This window comes from Streptomyces sp. NPDC004629 (assembly GCF_042873595.1).
In the GTDB taxonomy this organism is placed as follows: domain Bacteria; phylum Actinomycetota; class Actinomycetes; order Streptomycetales; family Streptomycetaceae; genus Streptomyces.
The window spans coordinates 46882-68658 of the sequence record NZ_JBIALO010000037.1; the positions used below are offsets into that span (position 1 = coordinate 46882).

The following is a 21777-nucleotide window of genomic DNA, read 5'->3' on the forward strand; positions in this document are numbered from 1 at the left end:
GGCCTCGACCGCTGCGCGGTGGCCGCGGGACCGCACCGGTCGGGGCACGCCTGCCGGGCCTCCTCCTTGGATCCCGCTGGGCAGAGGACTCCCACCCAGGGGGCGTATCGGCTGGGGGCGCGTCTGTTGGGGCTGTGTCTGCCGGGGCTCGCGCTGGGGCGTCTCGGCCGGGGAACGTGTCCGTCTGCCCCGGCCACCCGGCTCCGGCCACCCGGCTCCGACCGCCTGGCTCCGACCGCCTGGCTCCGACCGCCTGGCTCCGACCGCCTGGCTCCGGCCGCCTGGCTCCGGCCGCCTGGCTCCGGCCGCCTGGCTCCGGCCGCCTGGCTCCGGCCGCCCGGCTCCGGCCGCCCGGCTCCGCCCGCCTGGCCCCGGCCGCCCGGCTCCGGCCGCCCGGCTCCGGCCCGCCCGGCCCAGGTCACCTGGCCCCGACCGCCTGGCCCCGACCGCATGGCTCCGGCCGCCCGGTCCAGGCCGCCCGGCCCCGAGTCTCTGAACCCGGTTGACCGTTCACCGCTCGTCGTCGCGTAGAAGCCCCCGCCCGGGCCGCGACCGTGCGCGGGCCACCTCCTGCCTGCGCGCGACGGCCCCGGGACACCGTCGGTCGACATCGGCGCCGCGCTGCCGCCGGCACGGTACCCGACATGTTTTCCCCGTACGGGAGTACCCACTTTCGGGTCCGATCGTCGCGCATCCCGGGCGCGTCGGGGCCGTTGCGTACAAGCTGGAAGCCACATGGTCGTTCCGCGTTCCCGCGGCCCGGAGGAGAGCCCATGAGCACGCCCCCCTTCGCCTCGTCCCCCGAAGGGCCCGACGCCCTGCGGCCGTTGCTGGACACCGTGCTCGACGCCCTGAGGGACGGCGGACGGGCGCGCGGCGGGCCGCTGCCCGCGGGCGGCCCCGAGGCGGTCGCCGCGCGGATCGCCGAGGCCGTGGGAGACGTCCTGCCCGCCGAGGGCGACCCGGACGCCCTGCGCACCCTCGTGCGGGCCCTCGCCGAGGGCTCGGCCGACCCCGCCGACCCGCTGTGCGCGGCCCATCTGCACTGCCCGCCGCTCGCCGTCGCCACCGCCGCGGACCTCGCGGTGAGCGCCCTCAACCCCTCCCTGGACTCCTGGGACCAGGCGCCCGCCGCCTCCGCGCTGGAAGCCGTCGTCACCCGCCGGCTCGCTCAGGAGATCGGCCTGGCCGACGCCCTCGTCACCACCGGCGGCACCGAGTCCAACCAGCTCGCGCTGCTGCTCGCCCGCGAGACACAGGGCGGCGGCGTCCGGCTCGTGTGCGGCGCCAACGCCCACCACTCGCTGCCCCGCGCCGCCTGGCTGCTGGGCCTGCCCGAACCCGTGGTCGTACCCGCGCCGCGCGGCATCCTGGACCCGGCCGCGCTCCATGACGCCGTCCTCCGGCTCCCGCGCCCCCTGCTGGTCGCCGCCACCGCCGGCACCACCGACGCCGGCCTCATCGACCCGCTCGCCGAGATCGCCGGACTGTGTTCCGCCCATGGCGCCCGGCTGCACGTCGACGCGGCCTACGGCGGGCCGCTCGTCTTCAGCGACCGGCACCGCGAGCAACTGGCCGGTCTCGAAGCCGCCCACACCGTCACCCTCGACCTGCACAAGCTCGGCTGGCAGCCGGTCGCCGCCGGCCTGATCGCCGTGGCCCGCCCCGGCGAACTCGCCGTGCTCCAGCACCGCGCCGACTACCTGAACGCCGACGACGACACCGAGGCCGGCCTCCCCGACCTGCTCGGCCGCTCCCTGCGCACCACCCGCCGCCCCGACGTGCTCAAGACCGCCGTCACCCTCAAGACCCTCGGCCGCCGCGGACTCGGCGCCCTGGTCGAGCAGGTGTGCGCGCGGGCCCGCGAGTTCGCCGCCCTCGTCCAGGACCACCCCGGCTTCGAACTGTACGACCGGCCCGTCATCAGCACCGTCCTGTTCCGGCCCGCCGGAGCGGACGACGACGCCGTCGCCGCCGTACGGCGCGGCCTGCTCAAGGAGGGCCGGGCCGTGCTCGGCCGCGCCCGCCTCGACGGCCGCCTCTGGCTGAAGACCACCCTCCTCAACCCCCACACCCGCCCGGCCGAACTGGCCCACCTCCTGAAACTCGTGGAAGGAACCACGCCCAGATGACCAGCCCCCCACACCGCGAGACCGAAGCCCCCCGCGATCTCGTCGGCGTCGGAATCGGCCCGTTCAACCTGTCCCTCGCCGCCCTCGCCCACCCCCTCGCCGAACTCGACGCCGTCTTCTACGAACAACGCCCCGGCTTCGACTGGCACCCCGGACTGCTCATCGAGGGCGCGACCGTCCAGGTCCCCTTCCTCGCCGACCTGGTGACCCTCGCCGACCCGACCAGCCAGTGGAGTTTCCTCAACCACCTGAGGAGCCGCGACCGGCTCTTCCCCTTCTACTTCGCCGAGCGCTTCCACAGCCTGCGCGCCGAGTACGACGCGTACTGCCGCTGGGTCGCCGAGAACCTTCCCGGACTGCACTTCTCCCACCGGGTCGACGCCGTCCGCTGGAATCCCCGGCGGGACGTCTTCGAGGTCGACTACACCCGCCTCGACGCCGAGGGCAAGGCGGAGTCCCTGGGCCGCACCCACACCAGGAACATCGTCCTCGGCGTCGGCACCGCCCCCTATGTGCCCGAACCCCTCAAGCCCCTGGTGGCGGCGCCCGATGTCCCCGTGGTGCACGCCGCCGATTATCTGGAGCACCGCGAGGCGTTCCTCGCCGCCGGGCATGTCACCGTCGTCGGCTCCGGGCAGTCCGGCGCCGAGGTCTTCCTGGACCTGTTGCGCCACCGCCCGCCCGGCCGCGAACGGCTCCACTGGCTGGGCCGCACGGAGGCGTTCGCGCCCATGGAGTACTCCAAGCTGGGCCTTGAGCACTTCACCCCCGACTACAGCCGTTACTTCCACGGCCTGTCCGAACCGGTCCGGGACCAGCTCGTGGCCGCCCAGTGGCAGCTCCACAAGGGCATCGACGCCGAGACCATCGCCGCGATCCACGAAGAGTTGTACCGCCGCGGCCTGCACGGCGGCTGGCCCGACGCCGTGCTCACCCCCGGGGTGCAGGTGCGCACGGCGGGCCGCGTCGCCACCACCCAGATCGAACTCCACCTGGAACACATCCAGCAGGACACCCGTTCCCGGCTCACCACGGACGCGGTCGTCCTCGCGACCGGCTACCGGGAACGCCCGCTGGACCGCATCCTCGCCGGACTCGACCCCCATGTGCGCCGCGACGGCGCCGGCCGCCCCGAGGTGGACGAGGCGTTCCGGCTCGTGCTCGACCCGTCCGTCACGGGGACGGCCTATGTGCAGAACGCGGAACGGCACACCCACGGCGTGGGCGCACCCGACCTGGGGCTGGCCGCCTGGCGCAGCGCCACCATCATCAACTCCCTGACGAGGAAGGAAACCTACCCGCTGCCCGGCCGGACGGCCTTCACCAGCTTCGGACTCGAACCGGCCCGGCCGGTGCCGCCCGCCCGGCGGGCGCGGGTACTGACCACGCTCGTGGACGACCGGAGCTGACGAACCGGCCCCGGGCAGCGGCCCGGGGCCGGTTCGTCAGGCCCCGGACCGAGGCCCTAGAACACCGGAGTGCCGGCCCGGGTCAGCTTCCAGTCGACCGACGCGAAGTCCTTGGGATCCAGGACGCCCTTCGCGGTCACCCACTCCGCGATCCGGGTCCGGATCTCCGTCGACTCGGACCACAGCTCCTGGGCCGAGGCCACATGCGGGAACGCACCGCCGCCGTTGGCCCGGTAGTTGTTCACCGCGAACACGAACTGCTGAGCGTCGTCCAGCGCGGCGCCGTCGAAGGTGAGGTTCTTGATCCGCGAACCGGCCGGCTGGGCGATGTCGATGTCGTAACCGAGCCCCGACACATAGTCGTAGTTGTAGTCGGGACGGCCGCCCGCGTTGGTGAGTTTCTGCACGTCGACCACCGCGTCGGGGGCCGTCTGGACGTAGTACTCCGCCGAGTACTCCAGGTACGCCCGCACCTGGGCGCCCGTCATCAGCTTCGCGACCAGCGTGTTGTCGTACACGTACAGGCTCGACAGGTCCCGGATCGTCACCTTGCCGGCCGGGATCTCCGAGGTACGGGAGAACGGCGAAGCCTGCGAGAGCACCGGCAGCGAGGCGTACGCGGTGCCCGCGAGCGCGGCCCTGACCACGTCCTCCTGCACCTTGTTGATGAGGTCGATGATCGGTGCGTCCTTGTAGCGGGCGTCGACCGTGGTCAGCGTCTCGGTGGCGGTGCCGACCACCTGGTTGACGTACGCGACGACCTTCGCGTGCTCGTCGGACAGCAGCTTGGTGATCTTCGGGTCGTCCGCGACGGTGTTGGAGTTGCGCAGCGAGGCGGAGACCGACTCCACCGTCCAGCGGCCCTTGGCGAAGACCAGCTCAATGTCGAACAGGGTGAGCCGCTCGGCGAAGTACAGCGGCTCGGACAGCACGACCGTCCTGCCGGTCTTCTCGTTGGTGACCTTCAGCTCCGGGATCTCCACGTGGGAGTGCCCGACCAGGATCGCGTCGATGCCCGGCACCTGCTTGGCGACGTTGGCCGCCGCGTTCTCCACGTACGGCACCTGGTCGCCGTACGACGACGTGCCGGACGTTCCGGAGTGCGCCGAGACGATCACGACGTCCGCGCCCATGGAGCGCAGCTTCGGCACCCACTTCGCGGCCTGCTCCTCCAGCCCCGGGAACTTCAGCTTGCCCTGCACATACGCCTTGTCCCAGATGGCGATGCCCGGGTTGGTCAGGCCGAGGACGGCGACCCGAACCGGCGGGGCGCCCTTCACGGGGAACTTCTTGATGAAGTAGGGCGGGAAGGCGGGCTTCAGGGTCTTCGCGTCGACGGCGTTGGCGCCGAGCAGCGGGAAGCGCAGCTGGCCCTCGAACGTGCGCAGCGTCTCGATGCCGTAGTTGAACTCGTGGTTGCCGAGGGCCGCCGCGTCGTAGCCGATCGCGTTCATCGCCTGGGCCATCGGGTGCACCGGGCCGCCCTTGGCGGTGATCGGGTCGACCTTCGCGTAGTAGTACGTCAGCGGGGTGCCCTGGATGGTGTCACCGGCGTCCAGGAGCAGCGTGTTCTCGCGGCCCCTCTCCTTGCGCACCTGGTTGATCAGGGTGGAGACGCGGGCCAGGCCCATCGCGTTGCCGGCGGTGTCGGAGTACTCCGCGTCCTTGAAGTAGTCCCAGTTGAAGACGTGCCCGTGCAGGTCGGTGGTGCCCATGACGGTCAGGGAATGGCGCTTGGGTCGCTTGCCGGCCGTGCCCTGACCGGGCGACGTCGATGCCTGCGCCGGGGCTGCCGCGGCACCGGCGATCGCCACTCCCGCTCCGGTCGCTGCGGACTTCTTCAGGAACTTCCGGCGGTTCAGCGGCATCGTGCGGTCTCCTCGGGGAATGGTTCAACAACGCGCGTAGATTCTGGCCCGGCCCGGCCGACGGCAACAGGTCCGGGAGGTTTCGATCTGGTGACCTCATCGGTGAACTCCTGGGTCCCAACCGGGGAAAGGCGTGACAGAGTGGGGCGTATGACCACTCCCTCGCCCGAGCTGCCCCGCGTCGCCGTCCGCGGCGAGGCGCATCTGGAAGCCGACCCGGAGATCGCCCGCATCGGCATCACGGTCACCGCCCGCGGACGGGACCGGCGTTCGGCCCTCGACGACCTCACCCGGCGCAACGCCGCCGTCCTCGACCTCGTCAAGTCCTACGGCGAGGCGGTGGAGCGCCTGGAGACGGGCTTCCTGTCCATCACTCCGGAACTGTCGACGCACGGCCGGGGCGAGCGCGTCCGCACCTACCACGGCAGCGTCCACCTCACCGCCGAACTCTCCGACTTCCCGGCGCTCGGCGAACTCACCGCACGCCTCGCCGACTTGGAGCTGACCCGCATCGACGGCCCCAGGTGGGCGCTGCGCCCCGGCTCGCCGGTGCACGGGCAGGCCCGCCGGCAGGCGGTGCACGAGGCGGTCCGGCGGGCCCGCGAGTACGCGGAGGCGCTCGGCACCTCGCTGGCCGCGCTGGTCGAACTCGCCGACATCGGCGGGGAGAGCGCCGAGCCCTACGGCCACCCCGGTGTGCGCGCCCGTTCCATGGCCTTCGCCGCGGCGGCGGAGAACACGGCGCCCCCGCTCGACCTGGAACCCCAGCGGCAGCATGTGTACGCACAGGTCGACGCCCGCTTCACGATGGCACCCCCACGCCTGTGAGCCCCGGCGAAGCGGAGCGAGACTTTCCGGGAACGCGACGGGCAGTAACCGTCCGCTGATTCCCCACGGCCGTCCGTGAGCGGCCCACCGGGCCATTCTCGGCGTTCCATATGCTCATCAGAGCGCTCGGTCGCACAATTCAACAGTTGTCAATGGCCCTTTACTCAAAGGTTGTTGAGTAGTCACGTCCGGCCAATTCTCTACCCGCCGGTAAGCCCTAGGCTCGATGCATGCGCCGAGCAAAGATCGTCTGTACATTGGGGCCCGCCACCGACTCGTACGACCAGATCAAGGCCCTGGTCGAGGCCGGAATGGACGTCGCCCGATTCAACCTCAGCCACGGCGGTCCTGCCGAGCACGAGGAACGGTACCGACACGTGCGGAAGGCCGCCGACGAGACCGGTCGCAGCGTCGGCCTCCTCGCCGACCTTCAAGGCCCGAAGATCCGCCTCGGCCGCTTCCTCGAAGGACCGGTACTCCTTGAACGCGGCGACACCTTCACCATCACGGTGGAGGCGGACGCCGAGGGCGACCGCAACCAGTGCGGAACCACCTACTCCGGCCTGGCCGCCGACGTCACGCCCGGTGAGCGCATCCTCGTCGACGACGGCAAGGTCTGCCTTGAGGTCACCTCCGTGGACGGCCCCCGGGTGCACACCACGGTGGTCGAGGGCGGCATGGTCTCCGACCACAAGGGCCTCAACCTGCCGGGCGTCGCCGTCTCCGTGCCCGCGCTCTCCGAGAAGGACGAGACCGACCTCCGCTGGGCGCTGCGCACCGGCTTCGACGTCATCGCGCTGTCCTTCGTCCGCAGCGGCAAGGACATCGAGGACGTCCACCGCATCATGGACGAGGAGGGCCGGCGCCTCCCGGTGATCGCCAAGGTCGAGAAGCCGCAGGCCGTCGACGACATCGACGGGATCGTGGCGGCCTTCGACGGCATCATGGTCGCGCGCGGCGACCTGGGCGTCGAAATGCCCCTGGAACAGGTGCCGATCGTCCAGAAGCGTGCCATCAAGCTCGCCAGGCGCAACGCCAAGCCGGTCATCGTGGCCACCCAGATGCTGGACTCGATGATCGAGAACTCGCGCCCCACCCGGGCCGAGGCGAGCGATGTCGCGAACGCCGTCATCGACGGCACGGACGCGGTGATGCTGTCCGGTGAGACCAGCGTCGGCAAGTACGCGGTCGAGACGGTCCGCACCATGGCCCGCATCGTCGAGGCGGCCGAGGAGGACATCCTGGCGGGCGGCCTCCCGCCGCTGACCGAGCGGAACAAGCCCCGCACCCAGGGCGGCGCGGTCGCCCGGGCGGCGGCGGAGATGGGTGACTTCCTCGGCGCGAAGTTCCTGGTCGCCTTCACCCAGTCCGGAGACACCGCCCGTCGGTTGTCCCGCTACCGCTCCCCGATTCCGCTGCTGGCCTTCACCCCGGAGCCGGCGACCCGCTCCCAGCTCAGCCTCACCTGGGGTGCCGAAACCTTCCTGGGGCCGCACGCCGACTCCACCGACGCCATGGTCGCCCAGGTCGACGAACTGCTCCTGAGGTACGGCCGCTGCCAGAAGGGCGACGTCGTCGTCATCACGGCGGGCTCCCCGCCCGGCGTTTCCGGCACGACGAACATGGTGCGCGTCCACCACATCGGCGAGGACGACAGCCCCCGATAGCGAAGCCCGACAGCGGCGGGCGCCATAGCGCCCGGTCACACGAAAGGGCCCCTCATAAAGAGGGGCCCAAAAAATTGCACTGACCTTGAAATCGAAGGAAAAGTGCCCCGGGTCGGACTCGAACCGACACTGTACGGGTTTTGAATCCGTTGCCTACTGCCAATTGGGCTACCGGGGCTCGAAGAATCAAAGGTTTTGCCTGACCCTCCGCGCGTCCACCATACCGTAGCTAGGTAGGCTCTTGGCAGCAGTACCCCTGCCCTGAACGAGGAGCCCCCGTGACCGCCGAGTCGCCCCAGCCCGTAGACGTGCCCGACGACGACAAGTCGCACGTGCCTCCGCTGACGACCCGCGTCGTCATCGCCGAGGACGAGGCGCTGATCCGGCTCGACCTGAAAGAGATGCTGGAGGAGGAGGGGTACACCGTCGTCGGGGAGGCCGGCGACGGTGAGCAGGCCGTGGAACTCGCCCGCGAGCACCGGCCCGACCTCGTGATCCTCGATGTGAAGATGCCCAAGCTGGACGGCATCTCCGCGGCCGAGAAGATCGCCGAGGAGTCCATCGCCCCGGTCCTCATGCTCACCGCCTTCTCCCAGCGCGATCTCGTCGAACGCGCCCGCGACGCCGGTGCCATGGCGTACCTGGTGAAGCCGTTCAGCAAGAGCGACGTGGTACCGGCCATCGAGATGGCCGTCTCCCGCTTCACCGAACTGCGGCAGCTGGAGAAGGAGGTCGCCGACCTCACGCAGCGGCTGGAGACCCGCAAGCTGGTCGACCGCGCGAAGTCCATCCTCCAGACCGAGTACGGGCTGACCGAGCCGGCCGCCTTCCGGTGGATCCAGAAGACCTCCATGGACCGCCGGATGTCCATGCAACAGGTCGCCGAGGCCGTCATCGCAGACAACGCCGAAAAAAAGGCAACCAAGCAAGACCACCCCTAACCCCCACCCCCACAACGAGGCCCGCACCCCCGACTTCCCAGGGACGCGGGCCTCATCACACGGCCACCGTGCCAGCACGGCGGCCCGCAGCAGCGCCCCCGAAGGGGCGCGGGGCTGTATCACCATGCGGCTCCGCCGCGCGGGCGCGCCCAGCCACGACGAACTCGCAGCCGGCCGACGCCGCGCCCCCGCCCAGGCATGCCGCGCGCACCGACTCGCAGCCCGGCAGCGCCCCGGAAGGGGGCGCGGGGAACTGCGCGCCCAGCCTCAACGCACCCGCAGCCGGCCGACGCGCGACCCACAGCCGCCCGACGCCGGACCCACAGCCAACCGACGCCACAAACACGGCCGAACCCGCGGAGCGCTCAGTCCTCGCCCAGGTATGCCTTGCGCACCGACTCGTCGTGCAGCAGTTCCTGCCCGGTCCCCGACAGGACGACCGTGCCGACCTCCATGACATGCCCGTGATCAGCGAGGGAGAGCGCCGCCTGGGCGTTCTGCTCGACCAGCAGAATCGTCGTGCCCTGGGACTTCAGCTCGGCGATGGTGGCCATGATCTTCTGCATCATGATCGGCGACAGACCCATCGACGGCTCGTCGAGCATCAGCAGCTTCGGCCGGGACATCAGCGCCCGGCCCATCGCCAGCATCTGCTGCTCACCGCCGGACAGGGTGCCCGCGGCCTGCTTGCTGCGCTCCCCGAGGATGGGGAACAGCTCGTAGGCGCGCTGGATGTCCTTCTCGATGCCCGGCCGGTCGCTGCGCAGGAAGGCGCCGAGGCGCAGATTGTCCTCGATGGTCATCCGGGGGAAGATGTGCCGCCCCTCGGGGGAGTGGGCGAGCCCCAGCGCGACCACCTGGTGCGCGGGCACCTTCTTCAGCGACTTCCCGTTGAACCGGATCTGCCCGCCGACCGGCCTGAGCAGCCCCGAGAGCGTGCGCAGCGTGGTGGTCTTGCCGGCCCCGTTGGTGCCGATGAGGGTGACCACCTCGCCGGCCTCGACCTTGAAGGAGATGCCTTTGACGGCCTCGATCTTGCCGTAGGCGACCCGGAGGTCCTCGACTTCGAGCAGTGCGGTCATCGGTCGTTCTCCTTGCCGGGCGCGGCGTCCTGCGGGGTGTCGGCGTGTGCCTCGGCGGCCTCCACCTCGGCGACCTCCTCGGCGCCGGGCGCGTCCTCGAAGGGCTCGCCCAGGTAGGCGGCGACGACCCGCTCGTCGCCCTGCACGGTCGCGCTGTCGCCTTCGATGAGCTTTTCGCCCTGCACGAGGACGGCGACGCGGTCGCAGAGGTTGAAGATGAAACGCATGTCGTGCTCGATGACGAGGACGGCGATGCCCTGGTCGCGGATGGCGAAGACCAGTTCCTCGGTGGCCCGGGTCTCCTGAGGGTTCATGCCCGCGGTCGGCTCGTCGAGGAGCAGCAGCCCCGGCTCGCTGGCCAGCGCACGGGCGATCTCCAGCTTGCGCTGCTCGCCGTAGGGCAGGTTGCGGGCCAGGTGCTCGGCCTTCCCGTCCAGGCCGACGAACCGCAGCAGCTCCATGGCGCGTTCGCGGGAGGCCGCCTCGGCCCGGTGGAAGCCGGGGCCGCGCAGCAGGGCGGACCACAGGCCCTCCTTGGTGCGGGTGTGGCGGCCGACGAGGACGTTCTCCAGCACCGTCATGTTGGCGAACAGCCGGATGTTCTGGAAGGTGCGGGCGATGCCGGCCGCGGTGACCTTGAAGGACTTCGGCGGCAGCACGGCGCCCTTGTAGCGGACCTCTCCCTCGGTCGGCACGTACAGGCCCGTCAGGCAGTTGAAGAAGGTCGTCTTGCCGGCGCCGTTCGGGCCGATCAGGCCCACGATCTCACCGCTGTTGACGGTGAGGTCGACATTGCGTACGGCGGTCAGGCCACCGAAGCGCATGGTGACGCCGCGGGCGTCGAGCACGACCTGGCCGGGCGCGGAGGCCCCGGGGACGGCGCCCCGGGTGGTGGTGTCGGTAGTCATCGTGGTTCAGGCCCCTGCCTTGGTGAGGACGGCGGGCGCTTCGGCCTCTTCGTGGAATTCGAGCTGGCGGCGCCGGTTGGGGATCAGGCCCTCCGGACGGAAGCGCATCAGCAGGATGAGCGCGACACCGAAGGCCAAGAGCTGGTAGTCGCCGAGGAACTGGAGCTTGTTGGGGATCAGGAACAGCAGGGACGCGCCGATGAGCGGCCCGCTGATGGTGCCCATGCCGCCGAGGACCACCGCGGCCAGCAGGAACGCCGAGTTGGGCGGGATGGGGCCGGCGAAGAGGTACTGCTCCGGGGTGACCGTGTAGGTGACGTGGGCCTGGACCGTACCGGCGAGGCCGGCCAGCGAGGCGCCGACGGCGAACGCGATGAGCTTGACGCGGAAGCCGTTGATGCCCATGGCGAGGGCCGCGGTCTCGTCCTCGCGGATGGCGACCCAGGCGCGGCCGATGCGGGAGTCGCCGCTGCGCCGGAAGACCAGCACGACGACCGCGGTGATGACCAGCATCAGGAAGAAGTAGTTGGCGAACCGGCCGATGGTGAAGCCGCCGACATCGTGCTGGGTGCCGAGGTCGAACCCGAAGATGTTGAGGTTCGGGATCGACGAGACGCCGTTGGAGCCGTTGGTGAGATCGGGTCCTGAGGTGCCGTCGAGGTTGTTGGCGGTGATCCGGAAGATCTCACCGAAGCCGAGGGTGACGATGGCGAGGTAGTCGCCGCGCAGCCGCAGGGTCGGGGCACCGATGAGCACACCGAAGACGAGGGAGGCGGCGGCGCCCACCAGGACGGCGGCCCAGAACGGGAAGTGCACGTCGAATGGGGAACTGGGCGAGCCGGACACCAGGGCCGCCGCGTAGGCGCCGACGCCGAGGAAGGCCACGTAGCCGAGGTCGAGCAGGCCCGCGAGGCCGACGACGATGTTCAGACCGAGGGCGACGGTCCCGAAGATGAGGATGTACACGCCGACCGTGGCGTACTGGTCGTCGGTCTGGGTGAAGGGGAACAGGGCCGCCGCGACGAAGGCGCCGACGATGGTGATGTTCTGGTGCCGGGAGGTGATCTGGGACGCCTGGGCGATCAGGCCCGCCTTGTTGAGCGCGGCGAAGCCGAACCCGGCCGTGATCAGGAAGCCGATGAACAGCTCGTCGTACGAGGTGCCGATGCCGTAGGTGAAGACGATCAGGCCGAGGGCGAGGATCGCGACGATGATCAGGATCTCGACGTACGACGGCAGCGCGCCCACGGGGCGGGCGGTGCCGCCGGCGTAGGAGGCCCTGAGCGTCTGCCACCCGTGGGCGATGCGGTGCTTGGCGCGCGCCCAGCCGGACTCGTCCGGGTCGAGCGGGTCGGGCTCGGGCCGCTCGAACGGCAGTGCGTGCGCGCCGAGGAGCGCGATCAGGGAGGCCGCGGCCACGAGATAGCCGCCGGGCTCCAGGTTGACGACGCCGCCGAGTTTGGCGCTGATCGCGATGACCGTGTACCAGGCGGTGCCGAAGGCGGCCAGCGAGGCGAACCGCAGGGCGCCGTCGCCGCCCGCGGGCGTCAGCCGGCCGAGGCCCTTGACCCCGTACGAGGCGAGGCCGAACAGCGTGGTCAGCGCGCCGGCTATGAGCGCCAGGACCTGGAGGCCCCCGGGGTAGCCGTAGACGGTCAGGTCGCCGGGGAACTCGGACGTCCAGGTCCAGGCGAGGAACGTGGAGACGACGGTGAGGACGCCGCCGCCGGTGGCGAGGGCGCGCGCGACGGGCGCCGGCATGCCGAGGGCGCCGCGCATGCGGCCGGCGACGGGGGCGCTGGGGGTTTCGGGTGCGGTGGTCTGTGTGGTCATCGGTGTCACGCCCTGTCCGCGACGCGCTCGCCGAGTAGGCCCTGTGGCCTGAACAGCAGTACGAGGATGAGGAGTACGAAGGCCCAGACGTCGGCCCAGGACTGGCTGCCGAACTTGTCCATGCCCGGGATGTCGGCGATGTAGGCGGTGGCCAGGGTCTCGGCGACGCCGAGGACGACACCGCCGATCATGGCGCCGTAGATGTTGCCGATGCCTCCGAGGACGGCGGCGGTGAACGCCTTCAGGCCGAGGATGAAGCCCATCTTGTAGTCGATCTGACCGTACTTCAGGCCATAGGCGACACCGCCGACCGCCGCGAAGGCGGCACCGAGGGCGAAGGCGATCACGATGATGCGGTCGGTGTTGACGCCCATGAGCTTCGCGGTGTCCGGGTCCTGGGCGGTGGCCTGCATGCCGCGTCCGGTGCGCGTCTTCATGACGAAGTAGGCGAGGACGGCCATGCTGACGGGCGCCGCGGCGATCAGGAAGATGTCGCCCGTCTGGATCGTGACGCTGCCGACGTGGAACGGGCCGCCGTCGATCTGCGGGAAGGTGCGCGCGGACTTGGCCTCGGGGTACCAGGCCCAGACCGCCTGCTGGAGGGCCAGGGACAGACCGATGGCGGTGATCAGCGGAGCGAGGCGGGGGGCGCCGCGCAGCGGGCGGTAGGCGAGCCTCTCCGCACCCACCGCGACGACGACGGAGACCAGGATGGCGCCGATGAGCATGAGCGGCAGGGCCACCCACATGGTGGTGCCGTCGGGCAGCACCCACAGATAGACCGAGAGGGCCCCGAAGGCGCCGGTCATGAAGATCTCGCCGTGGGCGAAGTTGATGAGCTGGACAATGCCGTAGACCATTGTGTAACCGATGGCGACCAGCCCGTACATGGATCCCAGTAGCAGGCCGTTGACCAGCTGCTGCGGCAGTTCGTTCACCGCATGTCCTCCGAGACGTTCGGATGTTTCGACGGATGACGGATGGAGCCGGACGCGAGTCCGCGCGGGGCGCCAGTGGAACAGCGCCCCGCGCGGCTCACGTGGTCCGGGCGGATCAGCCGGTGTAGGTACCGGACTTGACCGGCTCCCAGGCGCCGTTCTTGACGGCGTACACGGTGAGTTGCTTGTTGGTCGCGTCACCGTACTCGTCGAAGGAGACCTTGCCGGTCACCCCGTCGAAGGAGACGTTCTGCATGGCCTCGGCGACCTTCGCGCGGGCGTCGGACGGCAGCTTGCCATCGTTGTCCTCGACGACCTTCTTCACGGCCTCGATGATCGCCCAGCCCGAGTCGTAGGAGTAGCCGCCGTACGCCTCGTACGCCTGCTTGTAGCCTGCGGACTTGTAGTTGGCGACGAACTCCTTGGCGGAGGGCAGCTGTTCGACCGGGGCGCCGACCGAGGTGGCGAGGTCACCGGTGGCGGTCGCGCCGGCCAGCTTGATGAAGTCGGCGCTGTAGATGCCGTCACCGCCGATCACCGGGATCTTGGCGCCGGCCGCCTTGATCTGCTTGCTCAGCGGGCCGGCCTGCGGGTACTCGCCGCCGTAGTAGACGACGTCGGCGCCCGAGTTCTTGACCTTGGTGGCGACCGCGGAGAAGTCCTTGGTGTCCGGGTTGATGTGCTCGCTGCCGGCCACGGTGCCGCCGAGCTTCTTGAACTCGTCGGTGAAGGTGGCGGCGAGGCCGGCGCCGTAGGTCTTCTTGTCGTCGATGACGAAGACCTTCTTCTTCTTGGCGTCGTTGAACAGGTAGTGCGCGGCGAACGGGCCCTGGATGGCGTCCGTGGTCGCGGTGCGGAAGTACGACTTGTACGGACGCGACTTCGACGTCTGCCAGTTGGTGCCCTGGGTCAGGGCCGGGTTGGTGTTGGCCGGCGAGACCTCGACCAGCTTGGCGTCGTCGAAGACCTTCTGCATCGACTCGGCCACCGACGAGTTCAGGGGGCCGACGACACCGAGGACGCTCTTGTCGGCGACGAGCTTGGTGGCGTTCTGCTGGCCCGAGGAGGGCTGCCCCTGGTCGTCGAGGGCCTCGATCTTGAAGGTGATGCCCTTGACGAAGTCCTGCTTGTTCGCGGTCTTGGCCGCGAGGTCCACCGAGTTCTTGATACCGAGGCCCAGCGCGGACAGGTCGCCGGTCAGCGGAGCGTCGACACCGATGACAACGGTGGTGCCGCCACCGCTGCCGGAGTCCGAGCCCTTGTCGCCGCTGTCGCGCGAGCCGCAGGCGGTGAGGGTGAGTGCTCCCGCCGCCAGCGCGGCGGTGATGGCGATGAGCGAACGTTGACGCACGATCCATCCTTTCCCCTGGCACGACCGCATCCCCGTGGAAACGGTCGAGTCGCGCGCTGGGCCGAAATCACAATCCGACGGCGCGGTGACTGGCCGTGACTCTAGGCCCGGCGCGAGGAATGGGGAGAGAGTCTGACCAAGGCTGTGACGCTCTTGTTATGACCCCAGGTAATGCAGAGCGGTACACCGTGGGGGGAACGCGCGAATTCCGGTCGATTCGCCCCGTCCGCATGGTGAGAACCTGCAGGACCCGCCCTGGATCTGTTCAGGTGTCTCAGGTGTTTTGGTGATGACCGGAACTGTTGTGGCAGGCAACTCGAAGGGCTTCTGAGCGGTGCCGTGCGTACCGTGACTCCAGGGGGAAACGGGGGGCTTGTATTGCGCGCGTATTACGCAGAGTTACGTCCAGGAAAGGAAGTCCGGCGTCCTTCGGTACTTTTCCCCATTCCGTCACGTGCACGGTTATCGTGATCTTAGGGGGAGAACCCGCTTTTGCCCGGAAAGGCACCCAGGCGCCATGCCGCGCCCCAAAGGGGCGCGGGGCTGTATCACCATGCGGCTCCGCCGCGCGGGCGCGACCAGCCACGACGCTGCCGCAGCCGCACGACGGCGCATGAAGGCCCACCCCGGAGCGCGTCTCACGGCCCACCCGCGGAGCGCGTCTCACGGGCGATCAACTCATCGGCGGCCGAGGGAACGTGACGCCGCTGGACGGCGCGCGCCGCGGCCACGACGCACCGCAGGATCTCGTACTGCCCATTGGACAGCCCCATCGGCTGACGGTCGCCGTAGGTGCCGCCGTCGAGCACCTGCCGTGACCAGTGGGCGACGATCCCGGCGCACGGCTCGCCGTCCCCTGGGCCGAAGCCACGGGCCCGAGCGGCGGGTTCAACGGCTCGGCGCAGGCCGCCGTCAGTCCTGCGCGGGACGGACCCGGGCCTCGTCGTCGGCGTTGACCTCCCGCAGCAGACAGGTCAGCCGGGCGGTGCACACCCGCCGCCCCGCCTCGTCACTGATCACGATCTCGTACGTCGCCGTGGTCCGCCCCCGGTGCACCGGCGTCGCCACCCCGGTGACCAGGCCCGACCGCACACCCCGGTGGTGCGTGCAGTTGAGGTCGACGCCCACGGCGATCTTCGAACTGCCCCCGTGCAGCATCGAGCCCACCGAGCCCAGCGTCTCCGCCAGCACCGCGGACGCGCCGCCGTGCAGCAGCCCGTACGGCTGGGTGTTCCCCTCCACCGGCATCGTCCCGACGACCCGCTCCGCCGACGCCTCGACGATCTGCACACCCATCCGCGTCCCGAGATGGCCCGCGGAGAACAGAGCCGGCAGATCCACCCCGAGCGCGGCGTACTCGTCGACGATCTCCTGCGGGAACTTCACGTGCTGCTGCTCGCCCATCGACCAGGCTCCATTCGTCGTGGTCCACTCCTGGAACTCCACTGAGCAATCGCTCAGTCGGTTGCCGATTGTTCCAGACGCACCACGACGGACTTGCTGGCCGGGGTGTTGCTGGTGTCCGCTGTGGCATCCAGCGGCACGAGCACATTGGTCTCGGGGTAGTACGCCGCCGCACAGCCCCGCGCGGTCGGGTAGTGCACGACCCGGAACCCCGCGGCCCGCCGCTCCACGCCGTCCCGCCACTCGCCGATCAGGTCGACGTACGACCCGTCGGCCAGCCGCAGTTCGCGCGCGTCCTCGGGGTTCACCAGCACCACCCGGCGCCCGTTCCTGATGCCCCGGTAGCGGTCGTCGAGGCCGTAGACGGTGGTGTTGTACTGGTCGTGCGAGCGGATCGTCTGCAGCAGCAGACGGCCCTCCGGCAGCTTCGGGTACTCGATCGGCGCCGCCGTGAAGTTGGCCTTCCCCGTGGCGGTCGGGAAGCGGCGTTCGTCACGCGGGGCGTGCGGCAGCGCGAAACCGCCGGGCCGGGCCACGCGCGCGTTGAAGTCCTCGAAGCCGGGGATCACGCGCGCGATACGGTCACGGACCGTCGCGTAGTCCTTCTCGAACTCCTCCCAGGGGACCACGCTGTCCGCGCCGAGCACCCGGCGCGCGAGCCTGCACACGATCGCCGGCTCGGACAGCAGCCGCGGGCTCGCCGGTTCCAGCCGGCCCCGGGAGGCGTGCACCATGCCCATGGAGTCCTCGACGGTCACGAACTGATCGCCGGACCCCTGAAGATCACGCTCGGTGCGGCCCAGGGTGGGCAGGATCAGCGCACGCGCGCCCGTGACCACGTGCGAGCGGTTGAGCTTCGTCGACACATGCACGGTCAGCCGCGCGCGCCGCATGGCCGCCTCGGTGACCCGGGTGTCGGGGGACGCGGAGACGAAGTTGCCGCCCATCGCGAAGAAGACCTTCGCGTCGCCGTCGCGCAGGGCCCGGATCGCGCGGACCACGTCGTAGCCGTGCTCACGCGGCGGGGCGAAACCGAACTCCTTCTCCAGGGCGTCCAGGAAGGCCGGGGCGGGCCGCTCGAAGATGCCCATCGTCCGGTCGCCCTGCACGTTCGAATGGCCGCGCACCGGGCACACGCCCGCGCCCGGACGCCCGATGTTGCCGCGCAGCAGCAGGAAGTTGACCACCTCGCGGATGGTCGGCACGGAGTGCTTGTGCTGGGTGAGGCCCATGGCCCAGCACACGATCGTGCGCTCGGAGGCGAGCACCATCGCCAGCGCCCGGTCGATCTCCGCGCGCGTGAGGCCCGTCGCCGTCAGCGTCTCGTCCCAGTCGGCGGCGCCGGCGGCCGCGGCGAACTCCTCGTAGCCATGGGTGTGCGCACGGACGAAGTCCTCGTCGACGGCGCCCTCGGTCTCCAGGATCAGCTTGTTGAGGAGACGGAAGAGCGCCTGGTCGCCGCCGATACGGATCTGCAGGAACAGATCGGTCAGCGCGGCGCCCTTGAGCATGCCCTGCGGGGTCTGCGGGTTCTTGAACCGCTCCAGGCCCGCCTCGGGCAGCGGGTTGACACTGATGATCCTCGCCCCGTTGGCCTTGGCCTTCTCCAGGGCCGACAGCATCCGCGGGTGGTTCGTCCCCGGATTCTGGCCGGCCACGATGATCAGGTCGGCCTTGTACAGGTCCTCCAGCAGGACGCTGCCCTTGCCGATGCCGATGGTCTCGGAGAGAGCCGAGCCGGACGACTCGTGGCACATGTTCGAGCAGTCCGGCAGGTTGTTCGTGCCCAGCTCCCGCGCGAACAGCTGGAAGAGGAACGCGGCCTCGTTGCTGGTGCGGCCCGAGGTGTAGAAGACGGCCTCGTCGGGGGAGGACAGTGCGGCGATCTCGTCGGCCACGATGTCGAAGGCGCGCTCCCAGGAGACCGGCTCGTAGCGCTCGCCGCCCTCCGGGAGGTACATGGGGTGCGTGAGCCGCCCCTGCTGTCCCAGCCAGTAGCCGCTGCGGTTGGCCAGATCGGCGACCGGATGCGCCGCGAAGAACTCCGGGGTGACGCGGCGCAGCGTGGCCTCCTCGGCCACGGCCTTCGCGCCGTTCTCACAGAACTCCGCCGTGTGCCGGTGGTCCCCCTCGGGCCAGGCGCAGCCCGGGCAGTCGAAGCCGTCCTTCTGATTGACCCGCAGCAGGGTCAGCGCGGTGCGCTTCACGCCCATCTGCTGCTGTGCGATCCGCAGCGTGTGCCCGACGGCCGGCAGTCCCGCCGCAGCATGCTGGGGCGCGCCGACCCGCGGCGCGTCCTGGACCGGGTCACCCTTCGGCGGTTTCGTCGCCACCACGCGCTCCCTTCGACGACTGCATCTGTGCGCTCGCATTCGATACTCCCACGCGGCGGTGACAATCATCGAGGCCGGTCGGGGCGCCGCCCGCGGGCCCCTGTCCGCGCCGTGCGACGTCTGTTCCACCTCGCCGCCCGACCGCGGCCGGGGTGTGGGGACGGGGCCGGCTGTCAGTGCGGCGTGGCAGGATCGGGTTCGTGGCAGAGACAGCATCGAAGAAGACCGACAACACCTCCAGTGGTGACCGTCCCCGGCTCATGCTCATGGACGGGCACTCGCTGGCCTACCGCGCGTTCTTCGCGCTGCCCGCGGAGAACTTCACGACCGCGACGGGCCAGCCGACGAACGCGATCTACGGCTTCGCGTCGATGCTGGCCAACACGCTGCGCGACGAGGCGCCCACGCACTTCGCGGTGGCCTTCGACGTCTCCCGCAAGACCTGGCGTTCGGAGGAGTTCGCCGAGTACAAGGCGAACCGCTCCAAGACCCCGGACGAGTTCAAGGGCCAGGTCGAGCTGATCGGCGAACTGCTCGACGCGATGCACGCCCCGCGCTTCGCCGTCGAGGGGTACGAGGCGGACGACGTGATCGCCACGCTCGCCACCCGCGCCGAGGCCGAGGGCTTCGAAGTGCTGATCGTCACCGGTGACCGCGACTCCTTCCAACTGGTCACCGAGCACACGACGGTGCTGTACCCGACCAAGGGCGTCTCGGAGCTGACCCGCTTCACCCCGGAGAAGGTCTTCGAGAAGTACGCGTTGACGCCCGCCCAGTACCCCGACTTCGCTGCGCTGCGCGGCGACCCGTCCGACAACCTCCCGGGCATCCCCGGCGTCGGCGAGAAGACGGCCGCCAAGTGGATCAACCAGTTCGGTTCCTTCGCGGAACTGGTCGAGCGCGCCGACGAGGTCAAGGGCAAGGCCGGGCAGAACCTCCGCGACCACCTGGAGTCGGTCAAGCTCAACCGCCGGCTCACCGAGCTGGAACGTCAGGTGGAGCTGCCGAAGACGGTCACCGACCTGGAGCGCGCCCCGTACGACCGCAAGGGCGTCGCGGTGATCCTGGACACCCTGGAGATCCGCAACCCGTCCCTGCGCGAGCGGCTGTTCGCCGTCGACCCGGGCGCCGAGGAGGCCGAGACCACCGTGGTCGCGGTCGGCGGCGTGGAACTGGACGGCACGGTGCTCGGCACCGGAGAGCTGGGCCCCTGGCTCACCGAGCACGGCACGCGGCCCCTGGGCATCGCCACCGTCGACACCTGGGCGCTGGGCACCGGCTCGGTCGCCGAGGTGGCGCTCGCCGCGGCCGACGGGGCCGCCGCCTGGTTCGACCCGTCCGAGCTGGACGAGGCCGACGAGAACACGTTCGCGGCCTGGCTGACGGACGCGGGCCGGCCCAAGGTCCTGCACAACGCCAAGGGCGCCATGCGGGTCTTCGCCGAGCACGGCTGGAGCATCGACGGCGTCGCCATGGACACGGCGCTCGCGGCCTATCTGGTCAAGCCGGGCCGCCGCTCCTTCGACCTGGACGCGCTGTCCCTGGAGTACCTGGGCCGCGAGCTGGCGCCCGCCGCCGCGGCCGACGGCCAGCTCGCCTTCGGCGCGGACGACGCCGCCGAGGCGGAGGCGCTCATGATCCAGGCCCGCGCCATCCTCGACCTGGGGGAGGCGTTCGAGGGCCGGCTGCGGGAGGTCGGCGCGGCGGACCTCCTGCGGGATGTCGAACTGCCGACCTCGACGCTGCTCGCCCGCATGGAACGGCACGGCATCGCGGCGGACCGGGCCCATCTGGAGACCATGGAACAGATGTTCGCGGGCGCCGTGCAGCAGGCGGTGAAGGAGGCCCACGCGGCGGCGGGGCACGAGTTCAACCTCGGCTCACCCAAGCAGCTCCAGGAGGTCCTTTTCGGCGAGCTTGCCCTGCCGAAGACCAAGAAGACCAAGACCGGCTACACCACCGACGCCGACGCCCTGGCCTGGCTCGCCGCCCAGACCGAGAACGAGCTGCCGGTCATCATGCTCCGCCACCGCGAGCAGGCGAAGCTGCGCGTCACGGTCGAGGGCCTGATCAAGACGATCGCGGCCGACGGCCGCATCCACACCACGTTCAACCAGACCGTCGCGGCCACCGGCCGGCTCTCCTCCACCGACCCGAACCTGCAGAACATCCCGGTCCGCACGGACGAGGGCCGCGCGATCCGTCGTGGCTTCGTCGTCGGCGACGGCTTCGAATCCCTGATGACCGCCGACTACAGCCAGATCGAGCTGCGCGTGATGGCCCATCTGTCCGAGGACGCGGGCCTGATCGAGGCGTTCACCTCGGGCGAGGACCTGCACACCACGGTCGCCTCACAGGTGTTCTCGGTCGGCCGCCTCGCGGTGGACGCGGAGATGCGCCGCAAGATCAAGGCGATGTCGTACGGCCTGGCGTACGGGCTGTCCGCGTTCGGTCTCTCCCAGCAGCTGAACATCGAGGCGGCCGAGGCCCGTGCCCTGATGGACACGTACTTCGAGCGGTTCGGCGGCGTGCGGGACTATCTGCGCCGCGTGGTGGACGAGGCGCGGGCGACCGGCTACACGGAGACGCTGTTCGGGCGCCGCCGCTATCTGCCGGACCTCAACAGCGACAACCGTCAGCGCCGCGAGATGGCCGAGCGCATGGCCCTGAACGCGCCGATCCAGGGCACGGCGGCCGACATCGTCAAGATCGCCATGCTCAACGTCGACCGGGCGCTGCGCGAGGCGGACCTCACCTCGCGCATGCTGCTCCAGGTCCACGACGAAATCGTCCTGGAGATCGCCCCCGGCGAGCGCGAGGACGTGGAGCGGATCGTCCGCCGCGAGATGGCTGCCGCCGTCCAGCTCAGGGCCCCTCTGGACGTCTCCATCGGCGCGGGCCCCGACTGGGAATCCGCAGCCCACTAGTCCGTTTCTGACGGCTCTCGAACCCGCCCCGGCGCGGGGGGTTCTGGCCGGCAGAAGGCCCCACCCCCAGAGGGCGCCCCACCGGGCGCCCTCCCCCCAGCCCACCCACCACCCCCAAATCTCAACCGCACCTGAACTTTCCGCCGCAACGGCGAG

General features: G+C 70.4%; 15 protein-coding genes and 1 tRNA gene. 6 read left to right on the forward strand and 10 right to left on the reverse strand.

Annotated features, from left to right (window positions below; translation table 11 throughout):
* Positions 1 to 773 precede the first annotated feature (773 nt).
* Positions 774 to 2132 carry a pyridoxal phosphate-dependent decarboxylase family protein gene (locus tag ACFYTE_RS36575; protein WP_388720045.1) on the forward strand — a complete coding sequence of 453 codons (1359 nt, stop codon included), beginning with the start codon at positions 774 to 776 and terminating at the stop codon, positions 2130 to 2132.
* Entirely contained in the window at positions 2129 to 3541 is a 1413-nt protein-coding gene (locus tag ACFYTE_RS36580; protein WP_388720048.1) for a lysine N(6)-hydroxylase/L-ornithine N(5)-oxygenase family protein, read from the forward strand. Before ACFYTE_RS36575 ends, ACFYTE_RS36580 begins: the two co-directional genes overlap by 4 nt.
* Before the next feature lie 56 nt (positions 3542 to 3597).
* On the opposite strand, the gene ACFYTE_RS36585 is transcribed toward ACFYTE_RS36580, so the two are convergent.
* Positions 3598 to 5409: a bifunctional metallophosphatase/5'-nucleotidase gene (locus tag ACFYTE_RS36585; RefSeq protein ID WP_388720051.1), complete on the reverse strand. Its 1812-nt coding sequence runs from the start codon at positions 5407 to 5409 to the stop codon at positions 3598 to 3600.
* 150 nt (positions 5410 to 5559) lie between these two features.
* Between ACFYTE_RS36585 and ACFYTE_RS36590 the strand changes: the two genes are divergently transcribed.
* Positions 5560 to 6237, forward strand: coding sequence for an SIMPL domain-containing protein (locus tag ACFYTE_RS36590; protein ID WP_388720054.1), 678 nt, complete (start codon positions 5560 to 5562; stop codon positions 6235 to 6237).
* Positions 6238 to 6467: 230 nt separating this feature from the next.
* The gene (gene pyk / locus ACFYTE_RS36595; RefSeq protein WP_388720057.1) at positions 6468 to 7904 is read left to right on the forward strand and encodes a pyruvate kinase; all 1437 of its coding nucleotides are present in this window, start codon (positions 6468 to 6470) and stop codon (positions 7902 to 7904) included.
* 103 nt (positions 7905 to 8007) lie between these two features.
* On the opposite strand, the gene ACFYTE_RS36600 is transcribed toward pyk, so the two are convergent.
* Positions 8008 to 8082, reverse strand: a tRNA-Leu gene (locus ACFYTE_RS36600).
* Between the two features lie 100 nt (positions 8083 to 8182).
* Here ACFYTE_RS36600 and ACFYTE_RS36605 point away from each other — a divergent pair.
* On the forward strand, positions 8183 to 8845 hold the full coding sequence (locus ACFYTE_RS36605) for an ANTAR domain-containing response regulator (RefSeq protein WP_388720060.1): 663 nt from the start codon (positions 8183 to 8185) through the stop codon (positions 8843 to 8845).
* A 365-nt stretch (positions 8846 to 9210) separates the two neighbouring features.
* On the opposite strand, the gene ACFYTE_RS36610 is transcribed toward ACFYTE_RS36605, so the two are convergent.
* From ACFYTE_RS36610 to ACFYTE_RS36645, 8 genes are all read right to left on the reverse strand, one after another.
* Positions 9211 to 9927 carry an ABC transporter ATP-binding protein gene (locus ACFYTE_RS36610; protein WP_388720063.1) on the reverse strand — a complete coding sequence of 239 codons (717 nt, stop codon included), beginning with the start codon at positions 9925 to 9927 and terminating at the stop codon, positions 9211 to 9213.
* On the reverse strand, positions 9924 to 10835 hold the full coding sequence (locus tag ACFYTE_RS36615) for an ABC transporter ATP-binding protein (RefSeq protein ID WP_388720066.1): 912 nt from the start codon (positions 10833 to 10835) through the stop codon (positions 9924 to 9926). The genes ACFYTE_RS36610 and ACFYTE_RS36615 overlap by 4 nt, the downstream gene beginning before the upstream one ends.
* Positions 10836 to 10841: 6 nt before the next feature.
* Positions 10842 to 12668: a branched-chain amino acid ABC transporter permease gene (locus ACFYTE_RS36620; RefSeq protein WP_388720069.1), complete on the reverse strand. Its 1827-nt coding sequence runs from the start codon at positions 12666 to 12668 to the stop codon at positions 10842 to 10844.
* Positions 12669 to 12673: 5 nt separating this feature from the next.
* Positions 12674 to 13606, reverse strand: a complete 933-nt coding sequence (locus ACFYTE_RS36625; protein ID WP_388720072.1) for a branched-chain amino acid ABC transporter permease — start codon at positions 13604 to 13606, stop codon at positions 12674 to 12676.
* 115 nt (positions 13607 to 13721) lie between these two features.
* On the reverse strand, positions 13722 to 14957 hold the full coding sequence (locus tag ACFYTE_RS36630; protein ID WP_388720075.1) for a branched-chain amino acid ABC transporter substrate-binding protein: 1236 nt from the start codon (positions 14955 to 14957) through the stop codon (positions 13722 to 13724).
* A gap of 638 nt (positions 14958 to 15595) precedes the next feature.
* Positions 15596 to 15730: a hypothetical protein gene (locus ACFYTE_RS36635; protein ID WP_388720078.1), complete on the reverse strand. Its 135-nt coding sequence runs from the start codon at positions 15728 to 15730 to the stop codon at positions 15596 to 15598.
* 139 nt (positions 15731 to 15869) lie between these two features.
* Complete coding sequence (locus ACFYTE_RS36640; protein WP_388720081.1) at positions 15870 to 16361, reverse strand: hotdog fold thioesterase; 492 nt, start codon at positions 16359 to 16361, stop codon at positions 15870 to 15872.
* A gap of 53 nt (positions 16362 to 16414) precedes the next feature.
* On the reverse strand, positions 16415 to 18694 hold the full coding sequence (locus ACFYTE_RS36645) for an FdhF/YdeP family oxidoreductase (protein WP_388720084.1): 2280 nt from the start codon (positions 18692 to 18694) through the stop codon (positions 16415 to 16417).
* Between the two features lie 200 nt (positions 18695 to 18894).
* Between ACFYTE_RS36645 and polA the strand changes: the two genes are divergently transcribed.
* Positions 18895 to 21621, forward strand: a complete 2727-nt coding sequence (gene polA / locus ACFYTE_RS36650; protein WP_388720087.1) for a DNA polymerase I — start codon at positions 18895 to 18897, stop codon at positions 21619 to 21621.
* The last annotated feature ends 156 nt before the right edge of the window (positions 21622 to 21777 follow it).

Coding starts and splice junctions, on each gene's coding strand:
- ACFYTE_RS36575 (WP_388720045.1), top strand. CDS start 774: ATGAGCACGCCCCCCTTCGCCTCGTCCCCCGAAGGGCCCGACGCCCTG.
- pyk (WP_388720057.1), top strand. CDS start 6,468: ATGCGCCGAGCAAAGATCGTCTGTACATTGGGGCCCGCCACCGACTCG.
- ACFYTE_RS36640 (WP_388720081.1), bottom strand. CDS start 16,361: ATGGGCGAGCAGCAGCACGTGAAGTTCCCGCAGGAGATCGTCGACGAG.
- ACFYTE_RS36610 (WP_388720063.1), bottom strand. CDS start 9,927: ATGACCGCACTGCTCGAAGTCGAGGACCTCCGGGTCGCCTACGGCAAG.
- ACFYTE_RS36585 (WP_388720051.1), bottom strand. CDS start 5,409: ATGCCGCTGAACCGCCGGAAGTTCCTGAAGAAGTCCGCAGCGACCGGA.
- ACFYTE_RS36590 (WP_388720054.1), top strand. CDS start 5,560: ATGACCACTCCCTCGCCCGAGCTGCCCCGCGTCGCCGTCCGCGGCGAG.
- ACFYTE_RS36620 (WP_388720069.1), bottom strand. CDS start 12,668: ATGACCACACAGACCACCGCACCCGAAACCCCCAGCGCCCCCGTCGCC.
- ACFYTE_RS36580 (WP_388720048.1), top strand. CDS start 2,129: ATGACCAGCCCCCCACACCGCGAGACCGAAGCCCCCCGCGATCTCGTC.
- ACFYTE_RS36615 (WP_388720066.1), bottom strand. CDS start 10,835: ATGACTACCGACACCACCACCCGGGGCGCCGTCCCCGGGGCCTCCGCG.
- ACFYTE_RS36635 (WP_388720078.1), bottom strand. CDS start 15,730: ATGGGGCTGTCCAATGGGCAGTACGAGATCCTGCGGTGCGTCGTGGCC.